This window comes from Martelella sp. HB161492 (assembly GCF_013184775.1).
Taxonomy (GTDB): domain Bacteria; phylum Pseudomonadota; class Alphaproteobacteria; order Rhizobiales; family Rhizobiaceae; genus Martelella.
In genome coordinates this window covers 262,321-287,010 of the sequence record NZ_JAATVV010000001.1, presented here as the reverse complement: position 1 = coordinate 287,010, position 24,690 = coordinate 262,321, and the positions used below count along the sequence as shown (strand labels likewise).

At 61.2% G+C, this 24,690-nt stretch carries 22 protein-coding genes; 11 read left to right on the top strand and 11 right to left on the bottom strand.

Features of this window, described 5'->3' with window-relative positions; translation table 11 throughout:
• Positions 1-206: 206 nt before the first annotated feature.
• The 4 genes from HCK86_RS01310 (at position 207) to pdeM (ending at position 4,876) form a co-directional block, all read left to right on the top strand.
• Positions 207-839, top strand: a complete 633-nt coding sequence (locus tag HCK86_RS01310; protein ID WP_176082664.1) for a YitT family protein — start codon at positions 207-209, stop codon at positions 837-839.
• Between the two features lie 109 nt (positions 840-948).
• Positions 949-1,584: a YitT family protein gene (locus HCK86_RS01305; RefSeq protein WP_176082663.1), complete on the top strand. Its 636-nt coding sequence runs from the start codon at positions 949-951 to the stop codon at positions 1,582-1,584.
• A 47-nt stretch (positions 1,585-1,631) separates the two neighbouring features.
• Positions 1,632-4,166, top strand: a complete 2,535-nt coding sequence (locus tag HCK86_RS01300; RefSeq protein ID WP_176082662.1) for a ligase-associated DNA damage response DEXH box helicase — start codon at positions 1,632-1,634, stop codon at positions 4,164-4,166.
• Positions 4,167-4,168: 2 nt separating this feature from the next.
• Positions 4,169-4,876, top strand: a complete 708-nt coding sequence (pdeM, locus tag HCK86_RS01295) for a ligase-associated DNA damage response endonuclease PdeM (protein ID WP_246739432.1) — start codon at positions 4,169-4,171, stop codon at positions 4,874-4,876.
• A gap of 7 nt (positions 4,877-4,883) precedes the next feature.
• Here pdeM and HCK86_RS01290 read toward each other — a convergent pair whose 3' ends face one another.
• The 4 genes from HCK86_RS01290 to HCK86_RS01275 all read right to left on the bottom strand — a co-directional run bounded on the left by HCK86_RS01290 (position 4,884) and on the right by HCK86_RS01275 (position 11,475).
• Positions 4,884-5,693, bottom strand: coding sequence for a TIGR02186 family protein (locus HCK86_RS01290; RefSeq protein WP_176082660.1), 810 nt, complete (start codon positions 5,691-5,693; stop codon positions 4,884-4,886).
• A complete protein-coding gene (locus HCK86_RS01285) occupies positions 5,690-6,616 on the bottom strand; it encodes a sulfite exporter TauE/SafE family protein (protein ID WP_176082659.1) in 927 nt (308 codons plus the stop codon). The genes HCK86_RS01290 and HCK86_RS01285 overlap by 4 nt, the downstream gene beginning before the upstream one ends.
• Positions 6,617-6,770: 154 nt before the next feature.
• Positions 6,771-10,520 (bottom strand): peptidoglycan-binding protein, encoded by a 3,750-nt coding sequence (locus HCK86_RS01280; RefSeq protein ID WP_176082658.1) that lies wholly within the window; start codon positions 10,518-10,520, stop codon positions 6,771-6,773.
• Between the two features lie 217 nt (positions 10,521-10,737).
• Positions 10,738-11,475 carry a DUF1223 domain-containing protein gene (locus tag HCK86_RS01275; RefSeq protein WP_176082657.1) on the bottom strand — a complete coding sequence of 246 codons (738 nt, stop codon included), beginning with the start codon at positions 11,473-11,475 and terminating at the stop codon, positions 10,738-10,740.
• Between the two features lie 150 nt (positions 11,476-11,625).
• Between HCK86_RS01275 and HCK86_RS01270 the strand changes: the two genes are divergently transcribed.
• Positions 11,626-12,033: a metalloregulator ArsR/SmtB family transcription factor gene (locus HCK86_RS01270; protein WP_176082656.1), complete on the top strand. Its 408-nt coding sequence runs from the start codon at positions 11,626-11,628 to the stop codon at positions 12,031-12,033.
• Positions 12,030-12,563, top strand: a complete 534-nt coding sequence (locus HCK86_RS01265) for an SRPBCC family protein (protein ID WP_176082655.1) — start codon at positions 12,030-12,032, stop codon at positions 12,561-12,563. The genes HCK86_RS01270 and HCK86_RS01265 overlap by 4 nt, the downstream gene beginning before the upstream one ends.
• 48 nt (positions 12,564-12,611) lie before the next feature.
• Here the strand turns inward: HCK86_RS01265 and HCK86_RS01260 are convergent, their stop codons facing one another.
• Together HCK86_RS01260 and acnA are read right to left on the bottom strand one after the other, a co-directional pair.
• Complete coding sequence (locus HCK86_RS01260; RefSeq protein WP_176082654.1) at positions 12,612-13,688, bottom strand: Gfo/Idh/MocA family oxidoreductase; 1,077 nt, start codon at positions 13,686-13,688, stop codon at positions 12,612-12,614.
• Positions 13,689-13,818: 130 nt separating this feature from the next.
• Positions 13,819-16,515, bottom strand: coding sequence for an aconitate hydratase AcnA (gene acnA, locus HCK86_RS01255; protein WP_176082653.1), 2,697 nt, complete (start codon positions 16,513-16,515; stop codon positions 13,819-13,821).
• Positions 16,516-16,785: 270 nt separating this feature from the next.
• Here acnA and ccmA point away from each other — a divergent pair, with 270 nt between their 5' ends.
• The 5 genes from ccmA to HCK86_RS01230 are packed head-to-tail and all read left to right on the top strand — an operon-like array spanning position 16,786 to position 19,688.
• Entirely contained in the window at positions 16,786-17,469 is a 684-nt protein-coding gene (ccmA, locus tag HCK86_RS01250; protein WP_176082652.1) for a heme ABC exporter ATP-binding protein CcmA, read from the top strand.
• A gap of 4 nt (positions 17,470-17,473) precedes the next feature.
• Complete coding sequence (ccmB, locus tag HCK86_RS01245) at positions 17,474-18,133, top strand: heme exporter protein CcmB (protein WP_176082651.1); 660 nt, start codon at positions 17,474-17,476, stop codon at positions 18,131-18,133.
• A gap of 38 nt (positions 18,134-18,171) precedes the next feature.
• Entirely contained in the window at positions 18,172-18,927 is a 756-nt protein-coding gene (locus HCK86_RS01240) for a heme ABC transporter permease (RefSeq protein WP_176082650.1), read from the top strand.
• 4 nt (positions 18,928-18,931) lie between these two features.
• Positions 18,932-19,096, top strand: a complete 165-nt coding sequence (gene ccmD, locus HCK86_RS01235) for a heme exporter protein CcmD (RefSeq protein ID WP_176082649.1) — start codon at positions 18,932-18,934, stop codon at positions 19,094-19,096.
• On the top strand, positions 19,089-19,688 hold the full coding sequence (locus HCK86_RS01230; protein WP_176082648.1) for a DsbE family thiol:disulfide interchange protein: 600 nt from the start codon (positions 19,089-19,091) through the stop codon (positions 19,686-19,688). Before ccmD ends, HCK86_RS01230 begins: the two co-directional genes overlap by 8 nt.
• A gap of 5 nt (positions 19,689-19,693) precedes the next feature.
• Here the strand turns inward: HCK86_RS01230 and HCK86_RS01225 are convergent, their stop codons facing one another.
• The 5 genes from HCK86_RS01225 to HCK86_RS01205 form a co-directional block, all read right to left on the bottom strand.
• A complete protein-coding gene (locus tag HCK86_RS01225) occupies positions 19,694-20,359 on the bottom strand; it encodes a septation protein A (RefSeq protein WP_176082647.1) in 666 nt (221 codons plus the stop codon).
• Between the two features lie 188 nt (positions 20,360-20,547).
• Positions 20,548-21,960 carry a signal recognition particle-docking protein FtsY gene (gene ftsY, locus HCK86_RS01220; RefSeq protein ID WP_176082646.1) on the bottom strand — a complete coding sequence of 471 codons (1,413 nt, stop codon included), beginning with the start codon at positions 21,958-21,960 and terminating at the stop codon, positions 20,548-20,550.
• 252 nt (positions 21,961-22,212) lie between these two features.
• On the bottom strand, positions 22,213-23,472 hold the full coding sequence (mtaB, locus tag HCK86_RS01215; RefSeq protein ID WP_176082645.1) for a tRNA (N(6)-L-threonylcarbamoyladenosine(37)-C(2))-methylthiotransferase MtaB: 1,260 nt from the start codon (positions 23,470-23,472) through the stop codon (positions 22,213-22,215).
• Positions 23,473-23,627: 155 nt separating this feature from the next.
• On the bottom strand, positions 23,628-24,035 hold the full coding sequence (locus tag HCK86_RS01210; RefSeq protein WP_176082644.1) for a hypothetical protein: 408 nt from the start codon (positions 24,033-24,035) through the stop codon (positions 23,628-23,630).
• Between the two features lie 117 nt (positions 24,036-24,152).
• Positions 24,153-24,674 carry a hypothetical protein gene (locus HCK86_RS01205; RefSeq protein WP_176082643.1) on the bottom strand — a complete coding sequence of 174 codons (522 nt, stop codon included), beginning with the start codon at positions 24,672-24,674 and terminating at the stop codon, positions 24,153-24,155.
• Between the last annotated feature and the right edge of the window lie 16 nt (positions 24,675-24,690).

Sequence of the window (24,690 nt, the reverse complement as noted above, 5' to 3'; positions counted from 1 at the left end):
ATTATAGGTCAGCTTTGCTGACTTATTTCGCTTGCAATCCCTGCATTCCTTGCGCATCATCAAGCCATAGAGACACCGAAACAGGTGATCCGGTCTCCGGGACGGGACCTTGGGCCGCAGGGGCGGCGGGACGGGTATAAAGACAATTCACGCGAAGAATGTGGGCATCGCCATTTGGCGAGCGGGCCCAGCGACGGAGTTTATCCATGGCGAATATCAGCGCCGGTTTCTGGAATGACAATCCCGCGCGTCACACCCTGGCTGAAGATATTCAGGGCATACTGACCGGCTCGATGGTGGCCGCACTCGGGCTCTATATCCTCGGCAAGGCCGGGCTTTTGACCGGCGGTACGGCGGGTCTTGCCTTTCTTGCCCATTATGGCTGGGGGCTCAATTTCGGCCTGATGTTCTTCCTGTTCAATCTGCCCTTCTACTGGCTCTCCTTCCGGCGCATGGGGCTGGATTTCACCCTGAAGACCTTCATCGCCATTGCCATCACCTCCGTCCTCACGGACCTTCAGTCCCGGTTCTTCGAAATCGGTGCCATCCAGCCGCTCTGGGGCGCCGTGCTCGGTGGGCTTCTTGTTGGCTATGGCCTGCTTGCGCTTTATCGTCACCGCGCCAGCCTTGGCGGTATGGGCATATTGGCGATCTATGTCCAGGAGCGTTTCGGCATTCGCGCCGGTCTGGTCCAGCTGGCGTTTGATGCCTGTGTCATGGTTGCCGCTTTCGGTGTTGCCGATGTGAAGCTGGTGGCACTTTCCGTCATCTCGGCGGCGATCATGAATATCTTCATCGCCTTCAATCACCGGGCCGACCGTTACATCGCCTTGCGCTGATATCTGCACGAGGCGGGGCGCGCGAAGCCGTTTGACCTCGGGCGCATTTCGCGCCAATAAGGGGCCGGGAAACCGGCCGCCAGGCGGCCCTCATCGGAGCCAGAAAACCTTGTCCGAGAACAGATTCTTGTCCGGCATCACCATCTCCACGCCGGAAAACCATTCCTTTCTTGAGGATCTGCAGGGGCTTGTCACAGGCTCCATGCTGAATTGCATGGGCATTCTGGTGCTCAAAGCCGGCGGGCTTCTGACCGGCGGCACGGCGGGCCTTGCCTTTCTCGCCTTTTATGCAACGGGGATCAGCTTCGGCCTCGCTTTCTTTGTCGTCAATCTGCCGTTTTACTATTTTGCCTGGCGCCGGCTTGGGCTGTTCTTCACCTTCAAGACCTTTGCGGCCGTCGGCCTGACCTCGCTGCTGACGGCGATCGTGCCGCGGTTTCTGGTGCTCGGCGATACCCATCCGCTGGCCGGAGCGCTGTTTGGCGGCATTCTTGTCGGGGCGGGGCTGCTGGTGCTGTTCCGTCATGGCGCCAGCCTCGGCGGTTTCGGCATACTGGCGCTCTATATTCAGGACCGCTTCGGCATCAAGGCGGGCTATATCCAGTTCTGCCTCGATGGCATGGTGCTGATTGCCTCCTTCTTCGTCGCCAGCCCCCTGATCATCATTTGCTCGGTTGTCGGTGCCGTGGTGATCAATGTCGTCCTGGCCATCAACCATCGGCGCGACCGCTATATTGCCATGTAAGGCGATTTGGCGCTGGCATTTGCCGCGGCTTCTGTCATGGTGACGCCATGAACGAAACGGAAACAATCCCGCTTTCCGCGGCGGCGGTCTTGCCGGAGCGCTTCGCCGTCTGGTTCAAGGCAAAGGGCTGGCAGCCGCGCCCGCATCAGCTGTCATTGCTGGATCGCGCCGGCGCCGGCGAGGATATGCTGCTGATCGCGCCGACAGGAGCGGGCAAGACGCTGGCCGGCTTTCTGCCAAGCCTTGTCGATCTTGCCGCCCGGGGAAAGGCGAAGCCCGGCACCCGGCCCCCCGGTATTCACACGCTCTATATCTCACCGCTGAAGGCGCTGGCCGTCGATATTGCCCGCAATCTCGAAACCCCGGTCACTGACATGGGATTGCCTGTCGCGATCGAAACCCGCACGGGTGATACGCCGCAGGCCAAGCGGCAGCGCCAGAAGCTGAGACCGCCGGACATCCTGCTGACCACGCCCGAGCAGCTCGCTCTGCTGATTGCCGGAACCGATGCGGATCGTTTCTTTGCCGATCTCCGCTATGTGATTTTCGACGAGCTGCATTCGCTGGTGACCTCCAAGCGCGGGCATCTTCTGGCGCTCGGCCTTGCCCGGCTGCGCCGGCTGGCGCCGAAGATGACGGCGATCGGTCTGTCGGCAACCGTGTCTGATCCGATGGAGCTGCAGCGCTGGCTGAAACCGCAGGATGGCGATGAGGATGATCCGCCCCATGCCGGGCTGATCACGGTTGCCGGCGGCGCCAGGCCCGAGATCACTATTCTGAGCGCCTCCGAGCGGATTCCCTGGTCAGGCCATTCCGCCCGCTATGCGGTGGCGGATGTCTATGGCGAACTCAAGCGGCGGACGATGACGCTGATCTTCGTCAACACCCGTTCGCAGGCCGAGCTGCTGTTTCAGGAATTATGGACGATCAACGAGGATAATCTGCCGATTGCCCTGCATCATGGCTCGCTGGATGCCGGCCAGCGCCGCAAGGTCGAGGCGGCGATGGCGGCCGGGCGTCTGCGCGCCGTCGTCGCCACATCGACGCTGGATCTCGGTATTGACTGGGGCGATGTCGATCTCGTCATCCATGTCGGCGCGCCGAAGGGAGCGAGCCGGCTGGCCCAGCGTATCGGCCGCGCCAATCACCGCATGGATGAACCGAGCCGTGCCATTCTCGTTCCCGCCAACCGTTTCGAGGTGATGGAGTGCCAGGCGGCGCTCGATGCCAATTATGTCGGCGCGCAGGATACCAGCCCCATTGGCGCGGGTGCGCTCGATGTCCTGGCGCAGCATGTGCTTGGCATGGCCTGTGCGGCACCCTTTGCGGCCGAGGCGCTGTTTGCCGAGGTGATTTCCGCCATGCCCTACCGGCATCTGACCCGGACCACGTTTGAGCGCGTGGTGGATTTTGTTGCCACCGGCGGCTATGCGCTGCGCGCCTATGAGCGCTATGCCAAGATCCGCCGCCAAAAGGACGGGCTGTGGCGGATCGCCAATCCTGAGATCGCCCGGCAATACCGTCTGAACATCGGTACCATCATCGAGATGCCGATGCTGAATATCCGCATGGTGAAGCCCGGCAAGCGCAGCGCTGCCGCGCGCGGCGGTCCGGTTCTGGGGCAGCTGGAGGAATATTTCGTCGAAGGGCTGACGCCGGGCGATACGTTTCTCTTCGCCGGCAAGGTCCTGCGTTTTGAGGGCTTGCGGGAGAACGAGTGTCTGGCCTCTGCCGCCTATGCAGCCGATCCGAAGATCCCGGCCTATGCCGGGGGCAAGTTTCCGCTGTCGACCTATCTGGCAGACGGCGTGCGCGCCATGCTGGATGATCCCGCGCGCCGTGCGGTTCTGCCGCCTGCCGTGCGGGAATGGCTGCGCCTGCAAAGCGAGCATTCGCATCTGCCGAAGCGGGATGAGCTGCTGATCGAGACCTTTCCGCTGGCAAGCCGCTTCTATCTGGTCGCCTATCCCTTCGAGGGGCGGCTGGCGCATCAGACGCTCGGCATGCTTTTGACCAGGCGGCTTGAGCGCCTCGGTGCCCAGCCGCTCGGCTTTGTCTCGACCGATTACTCGATCGCGGTCTGGGGCCTTGAGGATCTGGGTGCGATGATTGCGGCGCGGTCGCTGAGACTTGCCGATCTTTTTGACGAGGACATGCTGGGCGATGATCTGGAAGCCTGGCTTGATGAAAGCTTCATGCTGAAACGGTCCTTCCGCAACTGCGCGGTGATTGCCGGCCTGATCGAAAGGCGGCATCCGGGCAAAGAAAAGAGCGGACGGCAGGTGACGGTCTCGACCGATCTCGTCTATGACGTGCTCAGAAGCCATGAGCCGGACCATATCCTGCTCGAGGCCACGCGCGCCGATGCCGCCGCCGGGCTGCTCGATATCGCCCGGCTCGGTGCCATGCTGAAGCGGATAAAGGGGCATCTGAGCCATTATCGGCTGGCACGGGTGTCGCCACTTGCGATACCGGTTCTTCTGGAGATCGGCCGCGAGAGTGTGAATGGCGGTGCAGGCGATCAACTGCTAAATGAGGCGGTTGAGGATATTCTGGCCGCAATCGGTGAGACGGACGCATGAAAATGAATGCGAGGCAGGACGAGGCGCGCATTGGGACCATGACTGCGACGGGCGCGTTCTGCGGTCATGCCCTCGTTTGCGATCCTTCGGGCGCGGCGTTCTTTCCTGAACTGTCGCTGCTGGTGGTCTCCGATCTGCATCTGGAGCGCGGTGCGGCGCACGCCCGGCGCGGTTCGCTTCTGCCGCCCTATGATACGCGCCTTTCGCTGTCGCGACTGGCGTCCGTCATTGACCGCTATCAGCCGCAGCGCGTTGTTTCGCTTGGCGACAGCTTTCACGATCGACGCGGATCCGCCGAAATGCAGGATCATTCCCGCCAGCTCCTGTCCGGGCTGGTGGAAGGGCGTGACTGGGTCTGGATCAATGGCAATCATGATCCCGATGGCGTGGCAGATCTTCCCGGCCGGGCTCTGGATCAATGGGATTTTGCCGGGCTTTGCTTTCGCCATGAGCCAGGGCCCGGTCTCGCCGAGATCTGCGGCCATCTTCACCCGTCGGCGACGCTGCGCCGCCGCGACAAAAACGTGCGCCGCCCATGCTTTGCCATGGACGACAAACGGCTGATGCTGCCTGCCTTTGCCACGCTTGCTGGCGGGTTGGACCTGAAGCACCGCGCCTTTGCCGGCCTGTTTGCGAAAGACCGGCTGACTGTCCATCTGCTTGGCGCGGACCGGGTTTATTCCCTGCCGTTCAACCGGTTGTCCGGCTGATATCCATTCACGGCTTGCGGAATATGACGCTGGCGATCCAGCCTGACAGCAGCGCCAGCGCCACGGTTGCCAGCCCGTAGGGCAGGGGGTGGTTGTGGGCTGCCTCGGTGAGCTGCTGTTCCAGTCCTGTCTTGACCACGCGCAGCGGCAGGCCCGCCGTCGCGATCAGCTCGCCGTTGCGATAGAGGAAGGCCTCAACACTGTGAGGGCCTTCGGGAATGTTGACCGAAATCATCAGGCTGGCGCGGAACAGGCTGTTGGAGACGAATTTCACGCCATGCTCATCGGCATTGTAGAGCCCATGGCCACTATTCAGCCGGAGCAGGGCATCACGAAATTGCGGGATGTCGGAGGCCGAGCCGACATAGTTGATTGCGGGAAGCCTGAGATTGTTGATGCCGATGCCCTGATTGATCATCGCTGCATCGCTGGAAATCTCGTTCAGCGGTTTTGTGCTGGAGATGGAATAAAATCGCGGGACCTGACCGAAGGTTACTGCCTTGCGGTTGATCCAGATGCCGAAGAAGCGGTCTTTCTCGCGGACATCGGCCTGGGCCTTCGGGCCTTCCAGCACCACGACGATGTCATAATCGCCGTCTTTCAGAAGCTTGGGCCTGGCATTGTTAACGGCGCCGAAAACGGTCAGCGTTGCCCCGGAGAAATCCGATGTGATGGCGATCTCGCTGGTTGACGTGCCAAGTTCCAGCGATTCTGCCGGCAGGGCCGTGGTATCGGCAGGCGGCGCGGTCGGGACCTGCGCAGATGCGATCCCGGCAAGCGGCAGCAGGAGAACGGCGGCGGCAAGCAAGGCTCTCATTCCGGCGCCCCCGCAAAGACAACCGAATAGAAATCGCCGGGCGTGATGACGAGGTTGAAGGCGAGGCGGATGCCGACAGCCAGAATCAGCAGCGCCAGCAGCGCGCGCAGCTGTTCGCCTTTCAGCTTCTGGCCGACGCGCACGCCATATTGCGCACCGACCACGCTCGAAATCATCAGGGTCGCGGCGAGAACGATATCGACCGAATAGTTGGTGGTGGCCTGCACGACGGTGGTGTAGGCGGAGACAAAAATGATCTGGAACAGCGAGGTGCCGACGACGATGTTGGTCGGGATGCGCAGCAGATAGATCATCGCCGGCACCATGATGAAGCCGCCGCCAATGCCGAGGGCGGAGGTCATGACACCGATCGTCGCGCCCAGAAGCAGCACCGGAATGACGCTGAGATAAAGCTTCGATTTTTTGAAGCGCATCTTGAAGGGCAGGCGGTGGATCCAGTTATGCTGTCCCGGGCGGCGCAGCTGCACGGGCTGCTTCATCGCCGCGCGGCGGATCGCGCGCACGCTCTCAACCATCATCAGCGACCCGATGGAGGTCAGCAGCACGACATAGAGGATCGACACGACGAGATCGAGCTGGCCGAGCCGGCGCAGCAGCGAAAACAGCCAGATGCCGATTGTGGCACCGACGATACCGCCGGTCAGCAGCACGGAGCCGAGCTTCAGGTCCAGAGAACCGCGGCGGAAATGGGTGATGGTGCCGGAGACCGAAGACGCAACCACCTGGCTTGTGCCGGTTGCAACGGCGACCACGGGCGGGATGTGATAGAAAATCAGCAGCGGCGTGATCAGAAAACCGCCCCCCACACCGAACATGCCCGAGAGGAACCCGACAGCTGCTCCCATGCCGAGGATGATAAAAATGTTGACCGACAGTTCGGCGATCGGAAGATAGATCGTCACGGACTTTCCTCGAATGCACGGTTTTACCCGATCTCGCGCGCGCGACGCTGACGCTTTTCTGTCCCTGGCGAGTGGACGGGTTCGTTCTTAATGCGCCTGATAGGCAGTCAAGTCAATCAACCCGTAAGCGCGTCGGCCGCGCGCTTTTCTGCCGTCAGGCGCTTTGGCCGGATTTCAGCCGATTGAGGAGTTCGGGCGTCACATCACCATCGACAGGCAGCGCCAGCGAGCGCTGATAGGCCATCACGGCTGCGGCCGTTTTCGCCCCCATCAGCCCGTCCACCGGACCGGCGTCGAAGCCGGCCTGATTGAGCAGGTTCTGCACCTGGCTGACCACCTTCTTGCGCTCTTCCGCACTCAAGGGGCGGGGCTGCTGCCAGTCCGAAGGAATATCGACCGTATTGGCACTGGTGTCGATCGGATCAGCATGAAAGTCCTGGACAGCCTTGCGGGCTTCCGCAAGCTCGCTCTTCGACAGCGCGGCTGCCACTTCATCGCGGCGGGAGGCTGCATCCTTGTCCCCACCTTCAGCGGCGATGGCGAACCATTTGTAGGATTGCACCAGATCCTGGGCCATGCCGGCGCCGCGGGCATAGAGGATGGCGAGGTTGAACTGGCTGTCGGAGACGCCGTGATTGGCAGCTTCCTCGAACCAGCGGTCTGCCTCGGCAAAGTTCTGCGTACCCGATGCGCCATTGGCCAGCATCACGGCAAGATTGTGCATGGCGCTGACGTTGCCGGCTTCGGCGGCCTTGCGATAATAGTCGACGGCGCGTGCCGGATCGGCTGCTGTGCCGATGCCTTTTTCATAAATGCTGCCAAGCTGGAAATCCGCCGGGATCAGACCGCCTGCAGCGGCCTGTTCGAACCAGTTGCGCGCCGCATCCGGATCTTTCGGCAATGCCGTTCCGGCCTGGTAGAGACCGGCGATCTCGTAGAAGGCACGCGGATCTCCCGCCTTGGCCGCAGTGACGAGCGGCGCAGGGCTGAGCCCGTCCGGAACCGCAAGAGCAGGCACACTGTCTTCAGACGGCTCCGGGGCGGTTGCCGCAAGCGTGTCCAGCACTGTCTTGCTGTTGATTTCGCTGTCACTCTGCGCCGTGGTCGTGGCGATCGTCTGCCCGGCGGCTGCGGCATCGTCCTGGGCGCGGGGTGTCTTTGCGGCAACGGCTGGCGCGGATTTGGCGCCAAGTGCTGCGGCCGTCTGGTCGATCAGCGCCTGGTCCGGCTTGATGCTGCCGGTGACGACGCTTTTGTCGGGACCGGTCATGTCAAAACTGGCCGAATCGGCTGCGCGCATGTCGGTGCTGAAACCCGGCTGGAGGCTGTCGGTGGTTGCCGGCGCTGTGATGGCAGGTGCGCGGGTGACTTCGGTTCTGGCAGGCTGTGCGGCCGGGGTCGCGTCTGACGTGGTGTTCGAAGGCGCTTCGGGCGATGCTTTCAGAACGCGTGAGACAAGCTCTCCACCGGTCGGCAGCGCCAGGATGGCAAGCAGGACTGCGCCGACGGCGAGGAAGACCGGGCGGCGGAAACGGGCTCGTTCTGCCTTTCCGGCAGGGGCACTGTCGTCGTCGCTGTCTTTCTTTTCTTTCCGGCCCGAAGAGCCGTTCATGGCCTCGGCGCTGTGGCTGGTCGCCGAGCGCGCGGCGCGGCGTGCGGCGGCGATCAGGTCCTGACGCGGAACCGTGTTCGATTCGGCATGTTTCAGGCCGGCGGGGCGGCCGGGTTCACGTTTGCGGGTATCGCTGATGTCGGCGCGGGCAGGTGGCTCATTGCTGCGCTGCCTGGCAAGCTGCTGGGCACGGACCCGTGAGATGATGCTGAGCACATCCGCCGTTTCGGCCTCCTGCGCTCCATCTTCCGGGGTCGCCCTTGCAGCACTTTGTGCTTCCGTGGTCGCGGGCTGCTTGCCGTCATCCTTGTTGCCGGCGAAGATGGCGTCCAGCGTCGGCAGGCTGGCGCGCTTTTTCTCGGGCGCCGTTGCCACGGGGGCCTTGGCGGCAGCCGCAGTGCCATCCGTTGTGCGCTGTACTGGCGGATCGCGCGTCTCGTCGTCTTCGCCATTGGCGGCGAAAATGGCGTCGAGCACGGCAAAGCTGGAGCGCGGCCGGTCCTGCTGCGCTGTCGGCTCGGGACTGTCCTGATCTCCTTCCAGCGTGTCGAGCCGGCCGGCAATCCTGTTCAGCGTGGCGTGAATGTCGGAAATCGCGACGTCGCCGGACCCTGAACGGCTGATGGTCTCAAGCTGTTTCAGGTCGTTGACCAGCGCACTCAGCACCGACAACTGATCATTGACGGCCGGGTCCGTTCCGGCTGCGTGGTTGCGCAGCGCCTCTTCTGCGGCATGGCGGGCGGCTTCGATGATATAGTCATCATTGCTGGCCATCAGCCCGTCAATGCGCTCGCCGATCCGGCGTTCCATATCGTCAAGCGGCAGGGTCGGAGCCGGACGGCTGACCATTGTGGTCAGTTCAGCAACCTGCTGCTGAAGCCGTTCGAGAGCCTTTTCCTCACCGGCTGAGCTTTTATTTTCCAGCCGTTTGGCGACGGCGCTGAGCTGATCGGAAATGCGGCCTTCGAGCCCGTCGAGATCGATCGCGTCAAAGCGGGCGGCAAGGCGTGTTTCCGTCGCACCGAGATCGATCGCATCAAGCTTCTCGCTGATCCGTCTTTCGGTTTCAGACAGGTCGATCGTGACCGGCTTGCCTGAGATATCGAGCGCCGAAAGCTGCTTGATGATGCCCTCGCTGGTCCGCTCGGGATCAAACCGGTCGATCTTCCCATTCAGGGCCTCGATGGCTCTGCTCAGTTCCGCCGGATAGACAGGCTGGCGCAGCTGCCTTTCCAGAAGTCCGGTCAACTGTTCGACCCGGCTTTCGAGGCGGCTGTAGTCGCCGCCCTTGCCGAGCTGTTCAAGACGATAGGCATGCGCTTCGAGACGCTCGATCACGGCGCGTTCGGCGGCGCGATTATTGCCGGCCGATCGCTCGATCGTGGAGACCTGGTCCGACAGGGTCGAAAGCTTCTGCTCGATCCGGGTGAGATCGTTGTCACGCTTGTAGCTGTTGCCGTTCTGGAGCCTGCTCAGGGTCTGGCCAATCTCCTCGATGCGGCGGCCAAGGTCATAGAACTGTTCATCGAAACGGCGTTCCGAAAGCGGATAGTGGGCGCAAAGCTTTTCCATCGCGCTGGCAAGCGCTGTCAGGCGGCCTTCGATCTCGGTGAGCGAGCGGCGACTGGTATCGCGATCCAGACGGTCACCGATTTCAGTCAGGCCGTCGCTGAGAGCGGCAATATTGGCGTCGATCTTCTGCGGGGAGAAGTCGCGCAGCTGATCCTGCAGGTCAGAGACACGCATTTCGACGCGCTCGACCGCGCGGCTGCTGGCAAGACCGGTCAGCAATTCCTTCAGATGATCGAATTCTGCCATCAGCCGCGGATCATCATCCGGGGTCTGATGCGTGATCAGCCAGTCAATGCCGCCGGCAATGCGGGCAAGCTCGGTGCGGGTCTCATCGTCAAGTCGACGCGATCCGGCGCGTTCGCTGATGTCGCTCAATGCCTCATGCAGGGCCGAAAGCTCCGATTTGAGGCTGAGCGTGAAATCCTGACGGACCAGGACGCGCATGTCGCGAAGGGCGCGGCCGATTTCCTGCATTTCCACGCGCGCGCTTTGGCTCTGCATGGGCTCGTCGCGGCGCTGATAGCTGCGGGGCGGATCGCTGCGGGAAAATTCCTCTTCCAGCTGGGAACGGCTGCGACGAACTTCATTGCGATATTCCGGGCGCTGTTCCGGCGTGTTCTCATCGGCCGTCATCAGCGCGCTCAGTCGCGATTCCAGTCCCTCAATCGTGCGGCTGAGGCTATCAAGAGAGGAGCGTTCGCCTGTTCGTTCGGTTCTCATGCTTTTTTCCGTCATCCTGGCCGCTTTCGGGACACGGGACCTGAAAGCGGCGGGGCCCGCGGCGGCAGGGCTTGAAAAGCCCGTCGCGGCAGACCCTTCCGGTCCCGTGATCGTTCCAGATAGCTTTCGGATAACATGGTAAAAAAGACGTTAATTTTGGCCATTTGCCAGATAGGATTGTGGCAGGCGCGCTCGTCACTGCGGCAAAATCAGGGTGTCAGCTTTGCGGCGATGTCAAAAGGGCGGCGCCGAGAATGGCGGCTGGGTTGCCGTCCGCATCGGTCTTCTGCAGCAATATGGCACAGCCATCGCTCTTGCGCGGCTCCAGAACACGGGCGGGCAGGGTGATGGTTTTGGCGCTGCCGTTCCACATGGCGACCGTTTCAATGTCATTGACGATGTTGCGGTAGTCGACAATCTTGCCCTTGTTCTCACCGGCTTCAATCTTGACCGCTTCATGGCTGGCGAAATAGACGACGACGACATCAGCCTTGCCTGTGCCGGCGCCGATATGGATATCAAGCTCATCGCCGTTCATGCGCGCACTGATGGGCACATCCGGACCGCTGCCCGCTGCCTTCATCGTGGTGAGGGTCGAGAAAATACGGTCGGAATCGGTGCCCTTCATCTGCTGGCGACCGTTGAGGACCACCTGCGGCGTGTAGACACCGGAGCGGCCCATGGTGTGGCCGTAACCATATTGGCGCTGGGTATTCTGCGCCGTGCTCATCGTGTCCGACCAGCCGAGATAGTTCCAGTAGTCGACATGATAGGTGAGGACGATGAGATCCGGCTCATCGGCAAGCGTCGCCATTGCCCGGTCAGCCGGCGGGCAGGACGAGCAGCCCTGCGAGGTGAAGAGCTCGACCACGCCCAGCGGATGGCTGATGTCTTCTGCCCTTGCCGGGGCAAAGGCGAAAACCGCCAGAAGCAAAAGGGTCGCGAGTTTCAGCACGTTCTGAGAGGCCTTCCTGACGGGGCAGCGCGTTTTGCGGATATCCGGCCCATTGCCGGACGATTGAAACTAGCCTGTTCCGCTTTCAACAGAAAGTCACGATGGGGTGAAATTGGTCCTCCAGCGGCAGGAAAGTAAATATTCAACGATATGGTTGACAATGAAAGCCAGTCGTCTATATTCAACAATATGGTTGAATATGATGCACAAAAACTCGATCTGGTCTTTCATGCGCTGGGAGATGCCACGCGCCGGCAGATGCTTGCCCGGCTTGCCGGTGGCGGACAGACCGTCAGCGAGCTGGCGGCACCCTTTGCCATGTCGCTGGCGGCGGCCTCGAAACACATCATCGCGCTCGAACGGGCCGGGCTTATCCGCCGCGAGGTGAAGGGCCGGGTGCATCACTGCCGGCTGGAGCCGGGACCGCTCGCCAGTGCTGCCGAGTGGCTCAGTCATTACGAGGCGTTCTGGATGCATCGGCTGGACAGACTTGAAGATCTGCTGCGTGCGGAGAACAGCGCACGGGAAACCGACAATGAAGGAGGCAAGACGACATGACCGGAGTGACCATTCCCGATCCCTATGCCGCGCTCATCGAACCGGCAACCCTGCGCTTCGAGCGGCTGCTGCCCGGCCCGGTCGAGCGGGTCTGGGCCTATCTCGTCGAGAGCGACAAGCGGGCGAAATGGCTGGCGTCGGGCGACATGATCCCGGTGGCCGGCTCGGCCTTCACGCTGACCTGGCGCAATGACGCGCTGAGCGATGTGCCCGAGACCCGGCCCGAGGGCTTCCCCGAGGAGAATTCCATGGATAGCCGGGTCATCGAGGCGCATCCGCCCTTTCGCCTCGTCTTCAGCTGGGGCGAACATTCTGCCGTTGAGATCGATCTCGAAGAGAAGGGAAACGAAGTGCTGCTGACCCTCGTTCATCGACGTGCGGATGATCGCACCGCCGCCGTGATGCTCGGCTCCGGCTGGCATCGCCATCTCGACCTCCTCTTGGCGCTCATCGAAGGGCGCAGGACGGGCCCGTTCTGGAGCTGCTGGCTCGACCTCAAGGAGGAATATGAAGCGCGTCTGCCGCGATAGGGCACATTCCAGTTCGGGCCGGCAGGATGTGCCGACTATGCGCGGATCTCAGAAGCGCCAGGGCTGATCCGTCGTCGTCACGGGCCGTCCGCTCTCCGCAGCTTGCGCCATGGCGTTGGCGAGATGGCAGTCCTGCGCCGCCTCGGCAAAGCTGTAGGACGATATGCCGTCTTCGACATAGCGGCGCATGTTCAGCAGGCAGGTTGCAACGGCGATCTCGTCATCGGCCATCGAGACATCGGCAAACGGGTTCTGGTAGACCCAGCGGTCGCCGGCCGTAATCCCGGCATGACGGTAACCCTCGAAATTGACGAAATGGCCGGTATCCCTGCGGATCAGCGGCAATGAGAGCGGTGTTCGTTCGTCCAGCAGGTGATCCAGCCGCTCCGGCGTGATTTCGCCACGCTCCCCGCGCACCGTGATCCGTGGTGCCCGGATCCTGCTTCTATGCTGGCTGTCGGCGAAATCATAAAGGCCGATCCGGTTGCCGAAATCGAAGGTGGCGATGGTCTGATCTGCTGGTATCACCTCGTATTGCGCTGGCTGCTCGTAGCGGCCCGGCCCCTTGACCACCGGCAGCGACACCCGCGTCGCGGTGACTGTCGCATTCTCGAAACCGATGCCGAGCAGCTTCCGCATCATCGAGATGCCGTGATAGGTCTGCATGATCGAAACATGGGCGTAGCTCGGCGTCCCGATCATGCCTTCGCCGATGAGGGTGCGCATGGCGGTTAGAACCGGGTGGAGAAAATATTGCTCGGCGACTTCGATCTTTGCGCCGGCCTGAACCAGATCATGAACCCGTTTCAGACCGTCAAGATCGGCTGCTGGCGGTGTTTCGGCGAGAATTGGCATATTGGCCCAGGCAAGCTCGGCCATCCGTGCAAAGATCGCCTCCCGCTTGACCGACAGGACCGCGAAGGCGGGCTTCGTGGCGGTCAGCAGGTCGTCGATCGTGGCAAAGACCGGGGTCTGCCACGTGTCGGAAAGTGCCTTCCGATCAGCAGCATCCCTGCCGGTGACGATGCCTGCGACGGAAAAATGCGCCGGCAGGGCTTTCGCCGCCCGCAGAAAGAATTCCGCCCGCCAGCCCGAGCCGACAACACCAAATTGTATCGGGGCCATGGCCTTTTCCTCCCGCTTGCCGTGAAACCTTTTCCTTCTGGCTAGACCTTATTTGTTCGTGCCGCAACGAAAACCGGGCGGCTTTTGGCCGCCCGGTCTTGCAATTTCAGCGCTGAGCGCGGTCTGAGCTTTACGCAGCCAGCTGGCGCAGGACGGTCTGCAGGATACCGCCATTGTTGACGTAGGTGACCTCGTCAAGCGTATCGATGCGGCAGATCAGCGGAACGTCCTTCACGGTGCCGTCGCCATAGGTGATCTTGGCGATCTTCTTCTCGCGCGGCTTGATTTCGCCGTCGAGACCTTCGATCGTCACCACTTCGTCGCCCTTCAGACCGAGCGATGCCCAGGTCGTGCCTTCTTCGAAGACGAAGGGAACGATGCCCATGCCGACCAGGTTCGAACGGTGAATACGCTCGAAGGACTGGGCGATCACGGCGCGGACGCCAAGCAGGTTGGTGCCCTTGGCAGCCCAGTCACGCGACGAACCGTTGCCGTATTCGACACCAGCGAAGATGACGAGCGGAACGCCCTCGGCCTTGTACTGCATGGCCGCATCATAGATCGACATCTCTTCCTTGGACGGATAGTGGATGGTGTAGCCACCTTCCTTGCCGTTCGGGCCGAGCATGTGATTGCGGATGCGGATATTGGCGAAGGTGCCGCGCATCATGACTTCGTGATTGCCGCGACGCGTGCCGTACTGGTTGAAGTCGGCAACGCCGACGCCATGATCCATGAGATAGGCACCGGCAGGCGAAGCTGCCTTGATCGAGCCGGCCGGGGAAATGTGGTCGGTGGTGATCTTGTCGCCGAACAGGCCGAGAACGCGGGCGTTTTCGATGTTCGAAACACCGCCGGCCGACTTGCCCATGCCAACGAAGTAGGGCGGGTTCTGCACATAGGTCGACTGATCGTCCCAGGTGTAGGTCTGACCGGCGGGAACCTGAACGGCCTGCCAGTTTTCATCGCCCTTGAAGACATCCGCATATTTGGATTCGTAAAGTTCGCGGGTGACGTATTTCTCGATCGTGTCCTGAACTTCCTTGGCCGACGGCCAGATGTCCTTCAGGAAGACCGGGTTGCCGTTCTGGTCTTCACCGATCGGCTCCTTGGTCAGGTCCTTGGTGACCGTGCCGGCAAGCGCGTGGGCAACGACCAGCGGCGGCGACGCCAGGTAGTTGGCCTGAACGTCCGGCGAGATACGACCTTCGAAGTTACGGTTGCCCGACAGGACACCGGCAGCAATCAGGCCCTTGTCATTGATGGTCTTGGAGACCGGGCCCGGCAGCGGACCGGAATTGCCGATGCAGGTGGTGCAGCCGAAACCGACCAGGTTGAAGCCCAGCGCATCGAGATCCTTCTGCAGACCGGCCTTTTCAAGATATTCGGCAACGACCTGGGATCCAGGTGCGAGCGAGGTCTTGACCCAGGGCTTGGTCTTCAGGCCCTTGGCAACGGCGTTGCGGGCCAGAAGGCCGGCAGCGATCAGCACGCTCGGGTTCGAGGTGTTGGTGCAGGAGGTGATCGCAGCAATGGCAACGTCACCATGACCGAGATCGAAGTCGGTGCCTTCAACGGCATAGCGCTTCGGCAGGTCGGCTTCGGTCTTGCCATACATGCTGACCATCGCATCGGCGAAACCGGAAGCGATGTTTTCCAGCGCGATGCGGCCTTCCGGACGCTTCGGGCCGGCCATCGACGGAACAACGTCGCCGAGGTCCAGTTCCAGCGTGTCGGTGAAGACCAGATCGGAGCCATCGCCTTCGCGGAACATGCCCTGAGCCTTGGAATAGGCTTCAACGAGGGCGATGCGGTCCTTGGTACGGCCCGACATGTCGAGGTAGCGCAGCGTTTCGCCATCGACGGGGAAGAAGCCGCAGGTCGCGCCATATTCCGGACCCATATTGCCGATGGTGGCACGGTCGGCGAGCGTCATGTTGTTCAGGCCTTCGCCGAAGAATTCGACGAATTTCGAGACAACGCCCTTCTTGCGCAGCATCTGCACGACGGTCAGAACCAGGTCGGTCGCGGTGACGCCTTCCTTCAGTTCGCCGGTCAGCTTGAAGCCGATGACTTCCGGCAGCAGCATGGAGACCGGCTGGCCGAGCATGGCGGCTTCAGCCTCGATACCGCCAACGCCCCAGCCGAGAACGCCAAGACCGTTGATCATGGTGGTGTGGCTGTCGGTGCCGACGCAGGTATCGGGATAGGCTGTGGTTTCGCCGTCCTCATCCTTGGTCCAGACCGTCTGGCCGAGATATTCGAGGTTCACCTGGTGACAGATGCCGGTGCCCGGAGGAACAACGCGGAAATTCTTGAATGCCTGCTGGCCCCACTTGAGGAAGCGGTAGCGTTCGCCATTGCGCTGATATTCAAGCTCGACATTGCGGGCAAATGCCTGCGGTGTGCCGAATTCGTCAACGATGACCGAGTGGTCGATCACGAGGTCGACCGGAACCAGCGGGTTGATCTTTTCAGGGTCGCCGCCGAGATTGACAATGCCGTCGCGCATGGCAGCAAGGTCGACAACGGCGGGAACGCCGGTGAAGTCCTGCATCAGCACGCGTGCCGGGCGATAGGCGATTTCGGCACCAGCCGAACCCTTGTCGGAAAGCCATGCGGCAACGGCTTCAATGTCGGCCTTGGTGACCGAGCGGCCGTCTTCGTTGCGCAACAGGTTTTCGAGCAGAACCTTCATCGAGAAGGGCAGCTTGGAAACGCCGGCAAGACCGTTTTCCTCGGCCTTCGGCAGGCTGTAATAAACATATTCCTTGCCGTCCACGGTAAGGGTGGAGCGACAGTTGAAGCTATCGATGGATTTGGCCACGGATAAAACCCCGCTTCTTCTGATTAGCCAACATAAGTCGTGCGAACGCCTATGTACTTAAGACATCAGGATGCGGGTGCGATCATTTCCGCTGTCCGCACGTGACACCGTTCCCTCGGCATCATGTTCGGCGCTAGGATGAATTTCACGCCGACCGCTGGCGTGATTGGGCGTTTTATAGATAATTTCTCCGCAAGGTACCAGATCAACAAAGGGCCAAAATTGATTTTTTTTATGGAACTGCCAAGTGGTCGCAGCTAAGGGGACCAAGTGAGCCAAAAACTTCAACTTTGCGGGCTTTCTGCGCGCCGTGGCGGGGTTTCCGTCATCAATGACCTGTCGGCAACCGTCGAGGAAGGTCATGCGCTTCTCATCCGCGGCGCGAATGGCGCAGGGAAATCAACCCTTTTGCGTGTAATGGCCGGTCTTCTTCCGGCCATTACGGGGACCTGTTTTCTTCACGATTCGCAAACCGGCGAATCGCTGCCGCTGTCGCTTGTCAGTCATTATCTCGGTCATCTGGACGGCATGAACCGGACACTTACGGTTCGCGACAACCTTTCCTTCTGGCGTGATTTTTTGAAGAGCGAGGATCGCGATATCCGCGGGGTGGAGCCTGGAATGGCGATCGAGGCCGCAGCAGAGGCGGTCGGTCTTGGCATGGTTCTCGATCTGCCCTTCGGCTATCTGTCGCAGGGACAGAAACGCAGGATCGCCTTTGCCCGCCTTCTGGTGGTGAGACGGCCTGTCTGGCTGCTTGATGAGCCGACCACGGCGCTCGATTCTGCGGCGCGCGGCATGCTGACGGGGCTGATGGCTGTTCATCTTGGCTGTGGTGGCATGATCGTCGCGGCAACGCACGAACCGCTGGCACTCGCGCCGGCCGCCATGCTGGAGCTTGTCCGGCCGGCGGCCGACGAAGATGACCCCTTCCTTGCCGGTCTGGAGATCTAGGCCGATGCTGGCGCTTTATCTGCGTGATGTGAAGATTGCCATGCGCGCCGGCGGCAGCGCGCTGACCGGGCTTGTTTTCTACCTGGCCGTGGTCGCGGTGATCCCCTTCGGTATCGGGCCGGATCTGGCGCTGCTGGCCCGCATTGGTCCGGCCATTATCTGGATCGGGGCGCTGCTTTCGACACTGATCGGGCTGGAACGGCTGTTCAAGGGGGATTTCGAGGATGGTTCGCTTGATCTGCTGTTGATGTCGGATCGCCCGCTTGTCGCGGTTGTTCTCTCCAAGTGCATGGCGCACTGGAGCGTGAACGTGCTGCCGCTGGTGGTGCTGTCGCCGGCGATGGGGCTGATGCTCAACATGACGCCGCTGGCCATCGGTGCGGCGGTGCTGACGCTGCTCGCCGGTTCGCCGGCGATGACCTTCATCGGTGCGACCGGAGCGGCCATTGCCGTGTCGCTGCCGCGCGGTGGGCTTCTGGTGCCGGTTCTGGTTCTGCCGCTGTCGATTCCGGTGCTGATTTTCGGCGTCGGGGCGACCTATGCGGCGGTTACCGAACCGCAGCCCTTTTTGCCGCCCTTTCTTATTCTTGTCGCGATCACGATGATTTTAGCGGTGGTCGGCACGGCAGCATCTGCGCTGGCCTTGCGCCAGGGCGGTGAATGAGCCAAACCGGAAGGGAACATAATCGGGGTGGAAACAGGATGAGCGAGACCAGCGCACGCACTGGCGGTTTGACCGCCCTTGCCAATCCGTCGCGCTTTCTTCAGCTGAGTGGCCGGGTCGTTCCGGTTCTGGCCGTCCTCAGCCTGATCGGCTTTGCCGTCGGGCTCTATCTGAGCTTTTCGACCGAGGGGGACTATCAGCAGGGCAATACGGTGCGCATCATGTATGTGCATGTCCCGGCGGCCTGGCTGGCAATGTTCTGCTATATGCTCATGGCGGCAGCGGCGCTTGGCACGCTGGTCTGGCGTCATCCGCTGGCCGATGTCGCCCACAAGGCGGCGGCGCCCATCGGTGCAGCCTTCACCTTTCTGGCTCTCTTGACCGGTTCGCTCTGGGGCAAGCCGATGTGGGGAACCTGGTGGGTCTGGGATGCGCGGCTGACCTCGTTCTTCGTGCTCTTTCTGATGTATCTCGGCATTATCGCGCTTCATCGCGCGGTCGAGGATCCGGGCCGGGCTGCGCGGCTGGCGGCGATCCTCATTCTGGTCGGGGTGATCAATATCCCGATCATCAAGTTCTCCGTCGACTGGTGGAACACGCTGCATCAGCCGGAGAGCATCTTTCGCAAGGGCGGCCCGGCGATCGATATCGAATTCCTGCGCCCGCTCTTCGTCATGACCATTGCCTTCACGCTGTCCTTCATTGCCATGCATCTCGTCGCCATGCGCAACGAGATCTTCAGGCGGCGCGTTGCAGCGATGCGCCGGCTGGCCGCGCGGCGAGCGGAGGGGTGAGGCCATGGACCATTTCTTTTTCGTTTTCAGTGCCTATGGGGCCAGTTTCGTGGTGATGGCCTGCCTGATCGCATGGCTTTTTCTCGACGGGCGGGCTCGCAAGCGTGAACTGGCGGCGCTCGAGGAAAAGGGGCTCGGCCGACGCTCGGCGAGGGCAAGGCATGCGTGACGATCCGCAGGCGCCGTCACCGCGATCGAAATGGCGTTTTGCACTGGCAGCCATTCCGCTTCTTGTCTTTGGCGGCCTTGCAGTTGCCTTTGCCGCGCAGATCCTGTCATCCGACGATCCGTCCGAAATCCCGTCGGTGCTGATCGGCAAGCCCGCGCCAGCCATGGATCTGCCAGCGCTTCAGGGCAGTGACCGCCCGGCGCTCACCTCGGCGCAGATCTCGGGAAAGCTCACGATCGTCAATGTCTTCGCCTCCTGGTGCGTGCCATGCCGGCAGGAGCATCCCTTCATCATGGCCCTGTCGAAAGATCCCGACATCAATGTTGTCGGCATCAATTACAAGGACAATCCGGATAACGCACTGCGCTTTCTCGGGGAACTGGGCAATCCCTACGCCGCCATCGGGATCGACAAAAATGGTGCGAAGGCGATCGACTGGGGTGTCTATGGCATCCCCGAGAGTTTCATCGTCGGGCCGGATGGCACGATCATCTTCAAGAAGATCGGGCCGATCGACATGCAGTCTTACAATGACGAGATCCTGCCCGTCATCAACCGGACCATCGGCCCGGCATCACGGCTGATGAACTGACGGACTCAGGCTTCGTTTTCAGGTTCAGGCTTTTTCTCGCCGACAAGCGGTTCAAGAGAATGGCGCATAATCAGCGGCATCTGCGACAGGGTGAAGATGATGGTCAGGGGCATCGTCGCCCAGACCTTGAAGGCAATCCAGGTGTCCGCGGAGAAATTGCGCCAGACCACTTCGTTCAGGATCGCGAGAAAGACGAAGAACAGGCCCCAGCGCAGGGTGAGCTTGCGCCAGCCTTCCTGATCAAGCTTGAAGGCGCTGTCGAACACATAGCCCAGCAGCGACTTGCCGAAGAACAGCCCACCGAGCAGCACAAGCGCAAACAGGCCGTTGACGATGGTCGGCTTCATCTTGATGAAGGTTTCGTCCTGCAGCCAGATCGACAAAGCGCCGAAAATCAGGACCACTGCGCCCGAGACCAGCGGCATGATCGGCAGATGGCCAAGCAGAATGCGCGACACGATCAGCGATATGACGGTGGCGATCATGAACAGTGCGGTCGCGATCAGAAGCGGTGAACCGATGGCGGTGAGCGCGGGAAAGAGATGGGCAAGCCAGGCACCGCGCAGATTGGCGAAGAAGAAAACCATCAGCGGGCCGAGCTCGAGCACCAGTTTCAGGACCGGGTCTTCCTTGCGCTTTGCAGTCTTTATCTGCTCTCTTTCGGCTGTCATCGCTTTATCAAATTCCTTGTTGCGCGGCTTTATCGGCCACGTCCTGCGGTGGCGGCCGTTCGGTCATGCTCCGCCATCCTGTTTCCAGCGCTGTTGGTGACGCATGATATAATAGCTGTCTTCAATTGGAAAAGTGGCGGTTTTTCGAATGTGACCGTAAGTATTGAATATCTTTTTGCCTCTTCGGATTATTCCGGCGCCTCGCTCCCGGCAATGGCGGCGGCAAATTCCTCGGCCTCGAAGGGTTCGAGATCGTCAATGCCCTCACCGACCCCGATGAAATAGACCGGCAGTTTATGCTTCGCGGCGATCGCCACCAGAATGCCGCCGCGCGCCGTGCCGTCGAGCTTCGTCATGATCAGGCCGGAGACGCCGGCGACATTGCGGAAGATCTCGACCTGGTTCATGGCATTCTGCCCGGTGGTGGCATCCAGCGTCTGCAGCACGGTGTGCGGTGCTTCGGGATCAAGCTTGGCGAGCACGCGGACGATCTTTTCAAGCTCAGCCATCAGTTCGGTCTTGTTCTGAAGCCGTCCGGCCGTGTCGATGATCAGCACGTCCGAGCCGTTGGCCTGGGCCTGCTCGAATGCATCATAGGCAAGGCCTGCAGCATCCGCGCCAAGCTTGGTGCCGACGAATTCGGCGCCGGTGCGATCGGCCCAGATCTTCAGCTGTTCGATCGCGGCAGCACGGAACGTGTCGCCAGCGCCCAGGGTCACTTTCAGGCCGGACTGGGTAAGCTTCGCCGCCAGCTTGCCGATCGTGGTGGTTTTGCCGGTGCCGTTGACGCCGACAACAAGGATCACGTGCGGCTTGTGTTTCAGATCAAGCGCCAGCGGCCTTGCCACCGGCTTCAGCACCTTGATGATCTCGCCGGACATGATGCGCGCGACATCGCTGCCGCTGACATCCTTGCCGTAACGTTCAGACGACAGCGTATCCGTGATCCGCATCGCCGTTTCGACACCGAGATCAGCCTGGATCAGCAGATCCTCCAGCTCCTCAAGCGTTGCCTCATCCAGCTTGCGCTTGGTGAAGAGCGAGGCAATCTGGCCTGCAAGCTGATGCGATGTGCGCGAAAGCCCGGCGCGCAGGCGTTCAAACCAGGAGAGCCGGACAAGCGGGGCGGCCGGGAGGGCTTCCGGTTCGCTCTGTTCTTCGAAAGAAAAACCTTCCGCCACCGGACGCGGCGCGGGCGTAACGCCCATATCTCCGTCTGCAGCGGGCGCGTCGTCGTGAAGCTGTTCCGCCGCGATCGTGTCGGGAATATCTGTATCGATGCTGTCAGCGTCAAGATCGGGTGCTGCCGCATGGTCCGGCGCCGGTTCGGTCACGGGCTCCGCATCATCGGGGATCGTGGGGGCCGGCGCTTCATCCTGTGCCTGTGCGGCCGGCACGAAGACATCATCCTCGGGCAAGGCCCGCTCTTTTTTTGCCGAACCGTCATCAAGGAGATCGCGCTCAAACGCGCTTGCGGCATCATATTGCGCTTTGCGCTTGGCTTCTGCGGCATTCTCCGCAACGGATGTCTCGTCATCAGAGCCCTGCGGCTTGTTCTCCTTGCCGAAGGTGAAGACGTTTTTGAGGAAGCCCAGAGCCATCGATATCCTTCCATGCAACCGAACAGGATTCGGTCGACTTTTTCTCTAGCGCATCGGCTCGAAAATCGGAATCGATTTTCAAAAAGAACGATGCGCCGATTCAATAAGTTAGAGCGTCCTTGTGCGTCCAAGAGGACGCACGGCGCTCTAGTGGGTCGGGCACCCGATGCTGCCGGAAATTCTTGTTGTCTGGAATTATTATAGCGTATCGGATGAATTTGGAACGGTCGTTTTCAGCTTTTCTGTTGCGGATCAGTCACCAAATTCCGCAACAAGCATGCCGTCGCGCTTCGATGTAATAAGGGCCGGGATCAAGCGGCCATGTTCGATCGGCGGCAGCCGCACCGGGGTGAAATTCTCGGTGTGGCCGATCGCACCGCGTTCCGTCAGCAGAAGCTGATGCGTTCCGATCATCGATGTCAGGTGGCGCTCGCTCAGCGCCTGTCCGGTTTCGCGCAGGCGGCGGGCCCGTTCCTTGACCAATGCCCTGTCAAGCTGCGGCATGCGGGCGGCGGGTGTGCCGGGGCGGGGCGAAAAGGGGAAGACATGAAGCTGGGCGAGGCCGGCCTGTTGCGCCAGAGCCTGCGTATTCTCGAAATGGGCTTCTGTCTCGGTCGGGAACCCGGCGATGAAATCGGCACTGAAGGCCATGCCGGGGCGCAGCGCTCGCGCCTTTTCGATGAAGGCCAGCGCATCCTCGCGGGCATGGCGGCGTTTCATCCGCTTCAGGATCAGGTTGTCGCCATGCTGCAAGGACAGGTGCAGATGCGGCATGAAGCGCGGCTCATCGGCGATCAGATCCATGAGGTGGCGATCCACCTCGATACTGTCGATCGAGGACAGTCTCAGCCTGGCGATCTCCGGCACCTGTTTCAATAGCGTCCTGGCCAGAAGGCCGAGCGTTGGCGTGCCCGGCAGATCAGCGCCATAGGAGGTCGCGTCAACGCCGGTCAGGACGACTTCACGGTAGCCGTTCAAAACAAGGCTTCGTGCCTGATCGATCACGGCGCCCATCGGCACGGAGCGTGAATTGCCGCGGCCATAGGGAATGATACAGAAGGTGCAGCGATGATCGCAGCCATTCTGCACCTGCAGGAAAGCGCGCACGTGGCCATCGATGGACTGGACCAGTTGCGGTGCCGTTTCCGTGACGCTCATAATATCGTTGACGATCAGCTTTTGCTCGGCAGAAACGCCGAAGTCCGGCAATTCCCGATAGGCCTCGGCGCGCAGCTTGTCGTCATTGCCAAGCACGGCATCCACTTCAGGCATGTCGGCAAAGCGTTCGCTTTCCGTTTGTGCCGCGCAGCCGGTCACGACAATCCGGGCGTCCGGATTTTCCCGCCGCGCCCGGCGGATCGCCTGGCGCGCCTGACGCACTGCCTCTCCTGTCACGGCGCAGGTGTTGACGAGAATCGCATCCGAAAGGCCGGCATCTTCTGCCGCCTTGCGCATGACCTCGCTTTCATAGGTATTCAGCCTGCAGCCGAATGTCAGGGTTGTGATCGTCATTTCAGCACTTCATCGCGTCGCAGACGCGAAAGGCGCCGCGCAATCGGTCAGATCTTGTCCAGCGGTGTCGGCCGGCATTGGCTGCTCACCCTGTTCAGCGCCTATATGGCAAAGCCCGCCGGGAAAGAAAAGGGTGTGCCGCTTCAGCCTGCCGTTCAGAACATGATCCGGGCGATGCTGAAGAGGGTAAAGGGCAGGCTGGTCGCCACGGCGGTAAAACTGATCTGGCCGAACGGCAGCGCCAGCAGGTTCAAGCCCGTCGTCAGGCAGAAGAGGCAGCGGTAGCGGCTGAAACGCATGCTGCAGACCAGATTCAGTGCCTGAAGAATGAGGAACGAACCGAGCAGGACCGTCAGCGGCAGCAGAACCGGTACCAGCATATTTTCCGGCCGGTCGAGCAAGTCTGCCTCTGATGTCAGTCCGCTCAGCAGCTGCCTGTTATAGTGCAGCATGATGTAAGATTGCGGATAGCGGCTGAGGGGCACGACATAAAAGGTGTAAAAGGCCGGAAGCAGGATATTGATGGCGAGAAAGGCCCTGAGCGCCGGCTGTATCATCCCCAACCGCATGCTCAGGCGGACCAACCAGTTGGTGCGGGCTATGGTCTGCCATCCCCGCTTTGGCAGGAGCGTGGCAGCGTGTGGGATAACTGTCAGTCGGGGAACATGCATGCGTTCAGCTCATCGATAGAGGATTGCGGTTAGCAGTGTGAGCAGAAACTGCCCCTGAGACTGATGCGTGCCCGGCGCGAGGCTGTCACCAAGCGCGAAGGGCGCATGCTGCAGGATTTCCGGCAGGGCCGGGACAAAACCGATCATCGCCACAGGCAGCGCGAGAAAATTCAGGGCAAACAGTGTCAGAAAGGCCAGCCTGCCCTTGCTGAACTGACACGCGGCGCAAAGGTTGAGGCACTGAACGCCAATGAAGGCCGAAAGCCGGATCAGGTCGGCGGTTTCGGAGATGCCGCCGGGCGCATTGCGAATTTCCGCTCGCATGGCCGCAAGCATGAAGTCAATTTCGCTGAGCGGCGCTTCGATGATGAAGCCATAGAGAATTGGTGCTGCGATATTGATCAGGCACAGCACGCTGAGATCGGTTTTGTGAATATGGCCGACAGCGCGCAGTGAAGTGCCAAGTGTGGCGGTGTGTCCCGCTTTGGGCCATCTCTTCGCTCTGCTTCGGTCATCAGTTTGTCTGCTCATGCCCCAGCAATAGCAG

What these genes read in the sequence shown, in the direction of transcription:
- ccmD (WP_176082649.1), top strand. Translation starts at nt 18,932, where the DNA reads ATGGACCATTTCTTTTTCGTTTTCAGTGCCTATGGGGCCAGTTTCGTG.
- HCK86_RS01240 (WP_176082650.1), top strand. Translation starts at nt 18,172, where the DNA reads ATGAGCGAGACCAGCGCACGCACTGGCGGTTTGACCGCCCTTGCCAAT.
- HCK86_RS01260 (WP_176082654.1), bottom strand. Translation starts at nt 13,688, where the DNA reads ATGGCCCCGATACAATTTGGTGTTGTCGGCTCGGGCTGGCGGGCGGAA.
- HCK86_RS01280 (WP_176082658.1), bottom strand. Translation starts at nt 10,520, where the DNA reads ATGAGAACCGAACGAACAGGCGAACGCTCCTCTCTTGATAGCCTCAGC.
- HCK86_RS01205 (WP_176082643.1), bottom strand. Translation starts at nt 24,674, where the DNA reads ATGAGCAGACAAACTGATGACCGAAGCAGAGCGAAGAGATGGCCCAAA.
- HCK86_RS01300 (WP_176082662.1), top strand. Translation starts at nt 1,632, where the DNA reads ATGAACGAAACGGAAACAATCCCGCTTTCCGCGGCGGCGGTCTTGCCG.
- ftsY (WP_176082646.1), bottom strand. Translation starts at nt 21,960, where the DNA reads ATGGCTCTGGGCTTCCTCAAAAACGTCTTCACCTTCGGCAAGGAGAAC.
- pdeM (WP_246739432.1), top strand. Translation starts at nt 4,169, where the DNA reads ATGAATGCGAGGCAGGACGAGGCGCGCATTGGGACCATGACTGCGACG.
- HCK86_RS01310 (WP_176082664.1), top strand. Translation starts at nt 207, where the DNA reads ATGGCGAATATCAGCGCCGGTTTCTGGAATGACAATCCCGCGCGTCAC.
- HCK86_RS01265 (WP_176082655.1), top strand. Translation starts at nt 12,030, where the DNA reads ATGACCGGAGTGACCATTCCCGATCCCTATGCCGCGCTCATCGAACCG.
- ccmB (WP_176082651.1), top strand. Translation starts at nt 17,474, where the DNA reads ATGCTGGCGCTTTATCTGCGTGATGTGAAGATTGCCATGCGCGCCGGC.
- HCK86_RS01225 (WP_176082647.1), bottom strand. Translation starts at nt 20,359, where the DNA reads ATGACAGCCGAAAGAGAGCAGATAAAGACTGCAAAGCGCAAGGAAGAC.
- HCK86_RS01270 (WP_176082656.1), top strand. Translation starts at nt 11,626, where the DNA reads ATGGTTGACAATGAAAGCCAGTCGTCTATATTCAACAATATGGTTGAA.
- mtaB (WP_176082645.1), bottom strand. Translation starts at nt 23,472, where the DNA reads ATGACGATCACAACCCTGACATTCGGCTGCAGGCTGAATACCTATGAA.
- HCK86_RS01290 (WP_176082660.1), bottom strand. Translation starts at nt 5,693, where the DNA reads ATGAGAGCCTTGCTTGCCGCCGCCGTTCTCCTGCTGCCGCTTGCCGGG.
- HCK86_RS01230 (WP_176082648.1), top strand. Translation starts at nt 19,089, where the DNA reads ATGCGTGACGATCCGCAGGCGCCGTCACCGCGATCGAAATGGCGTTTT.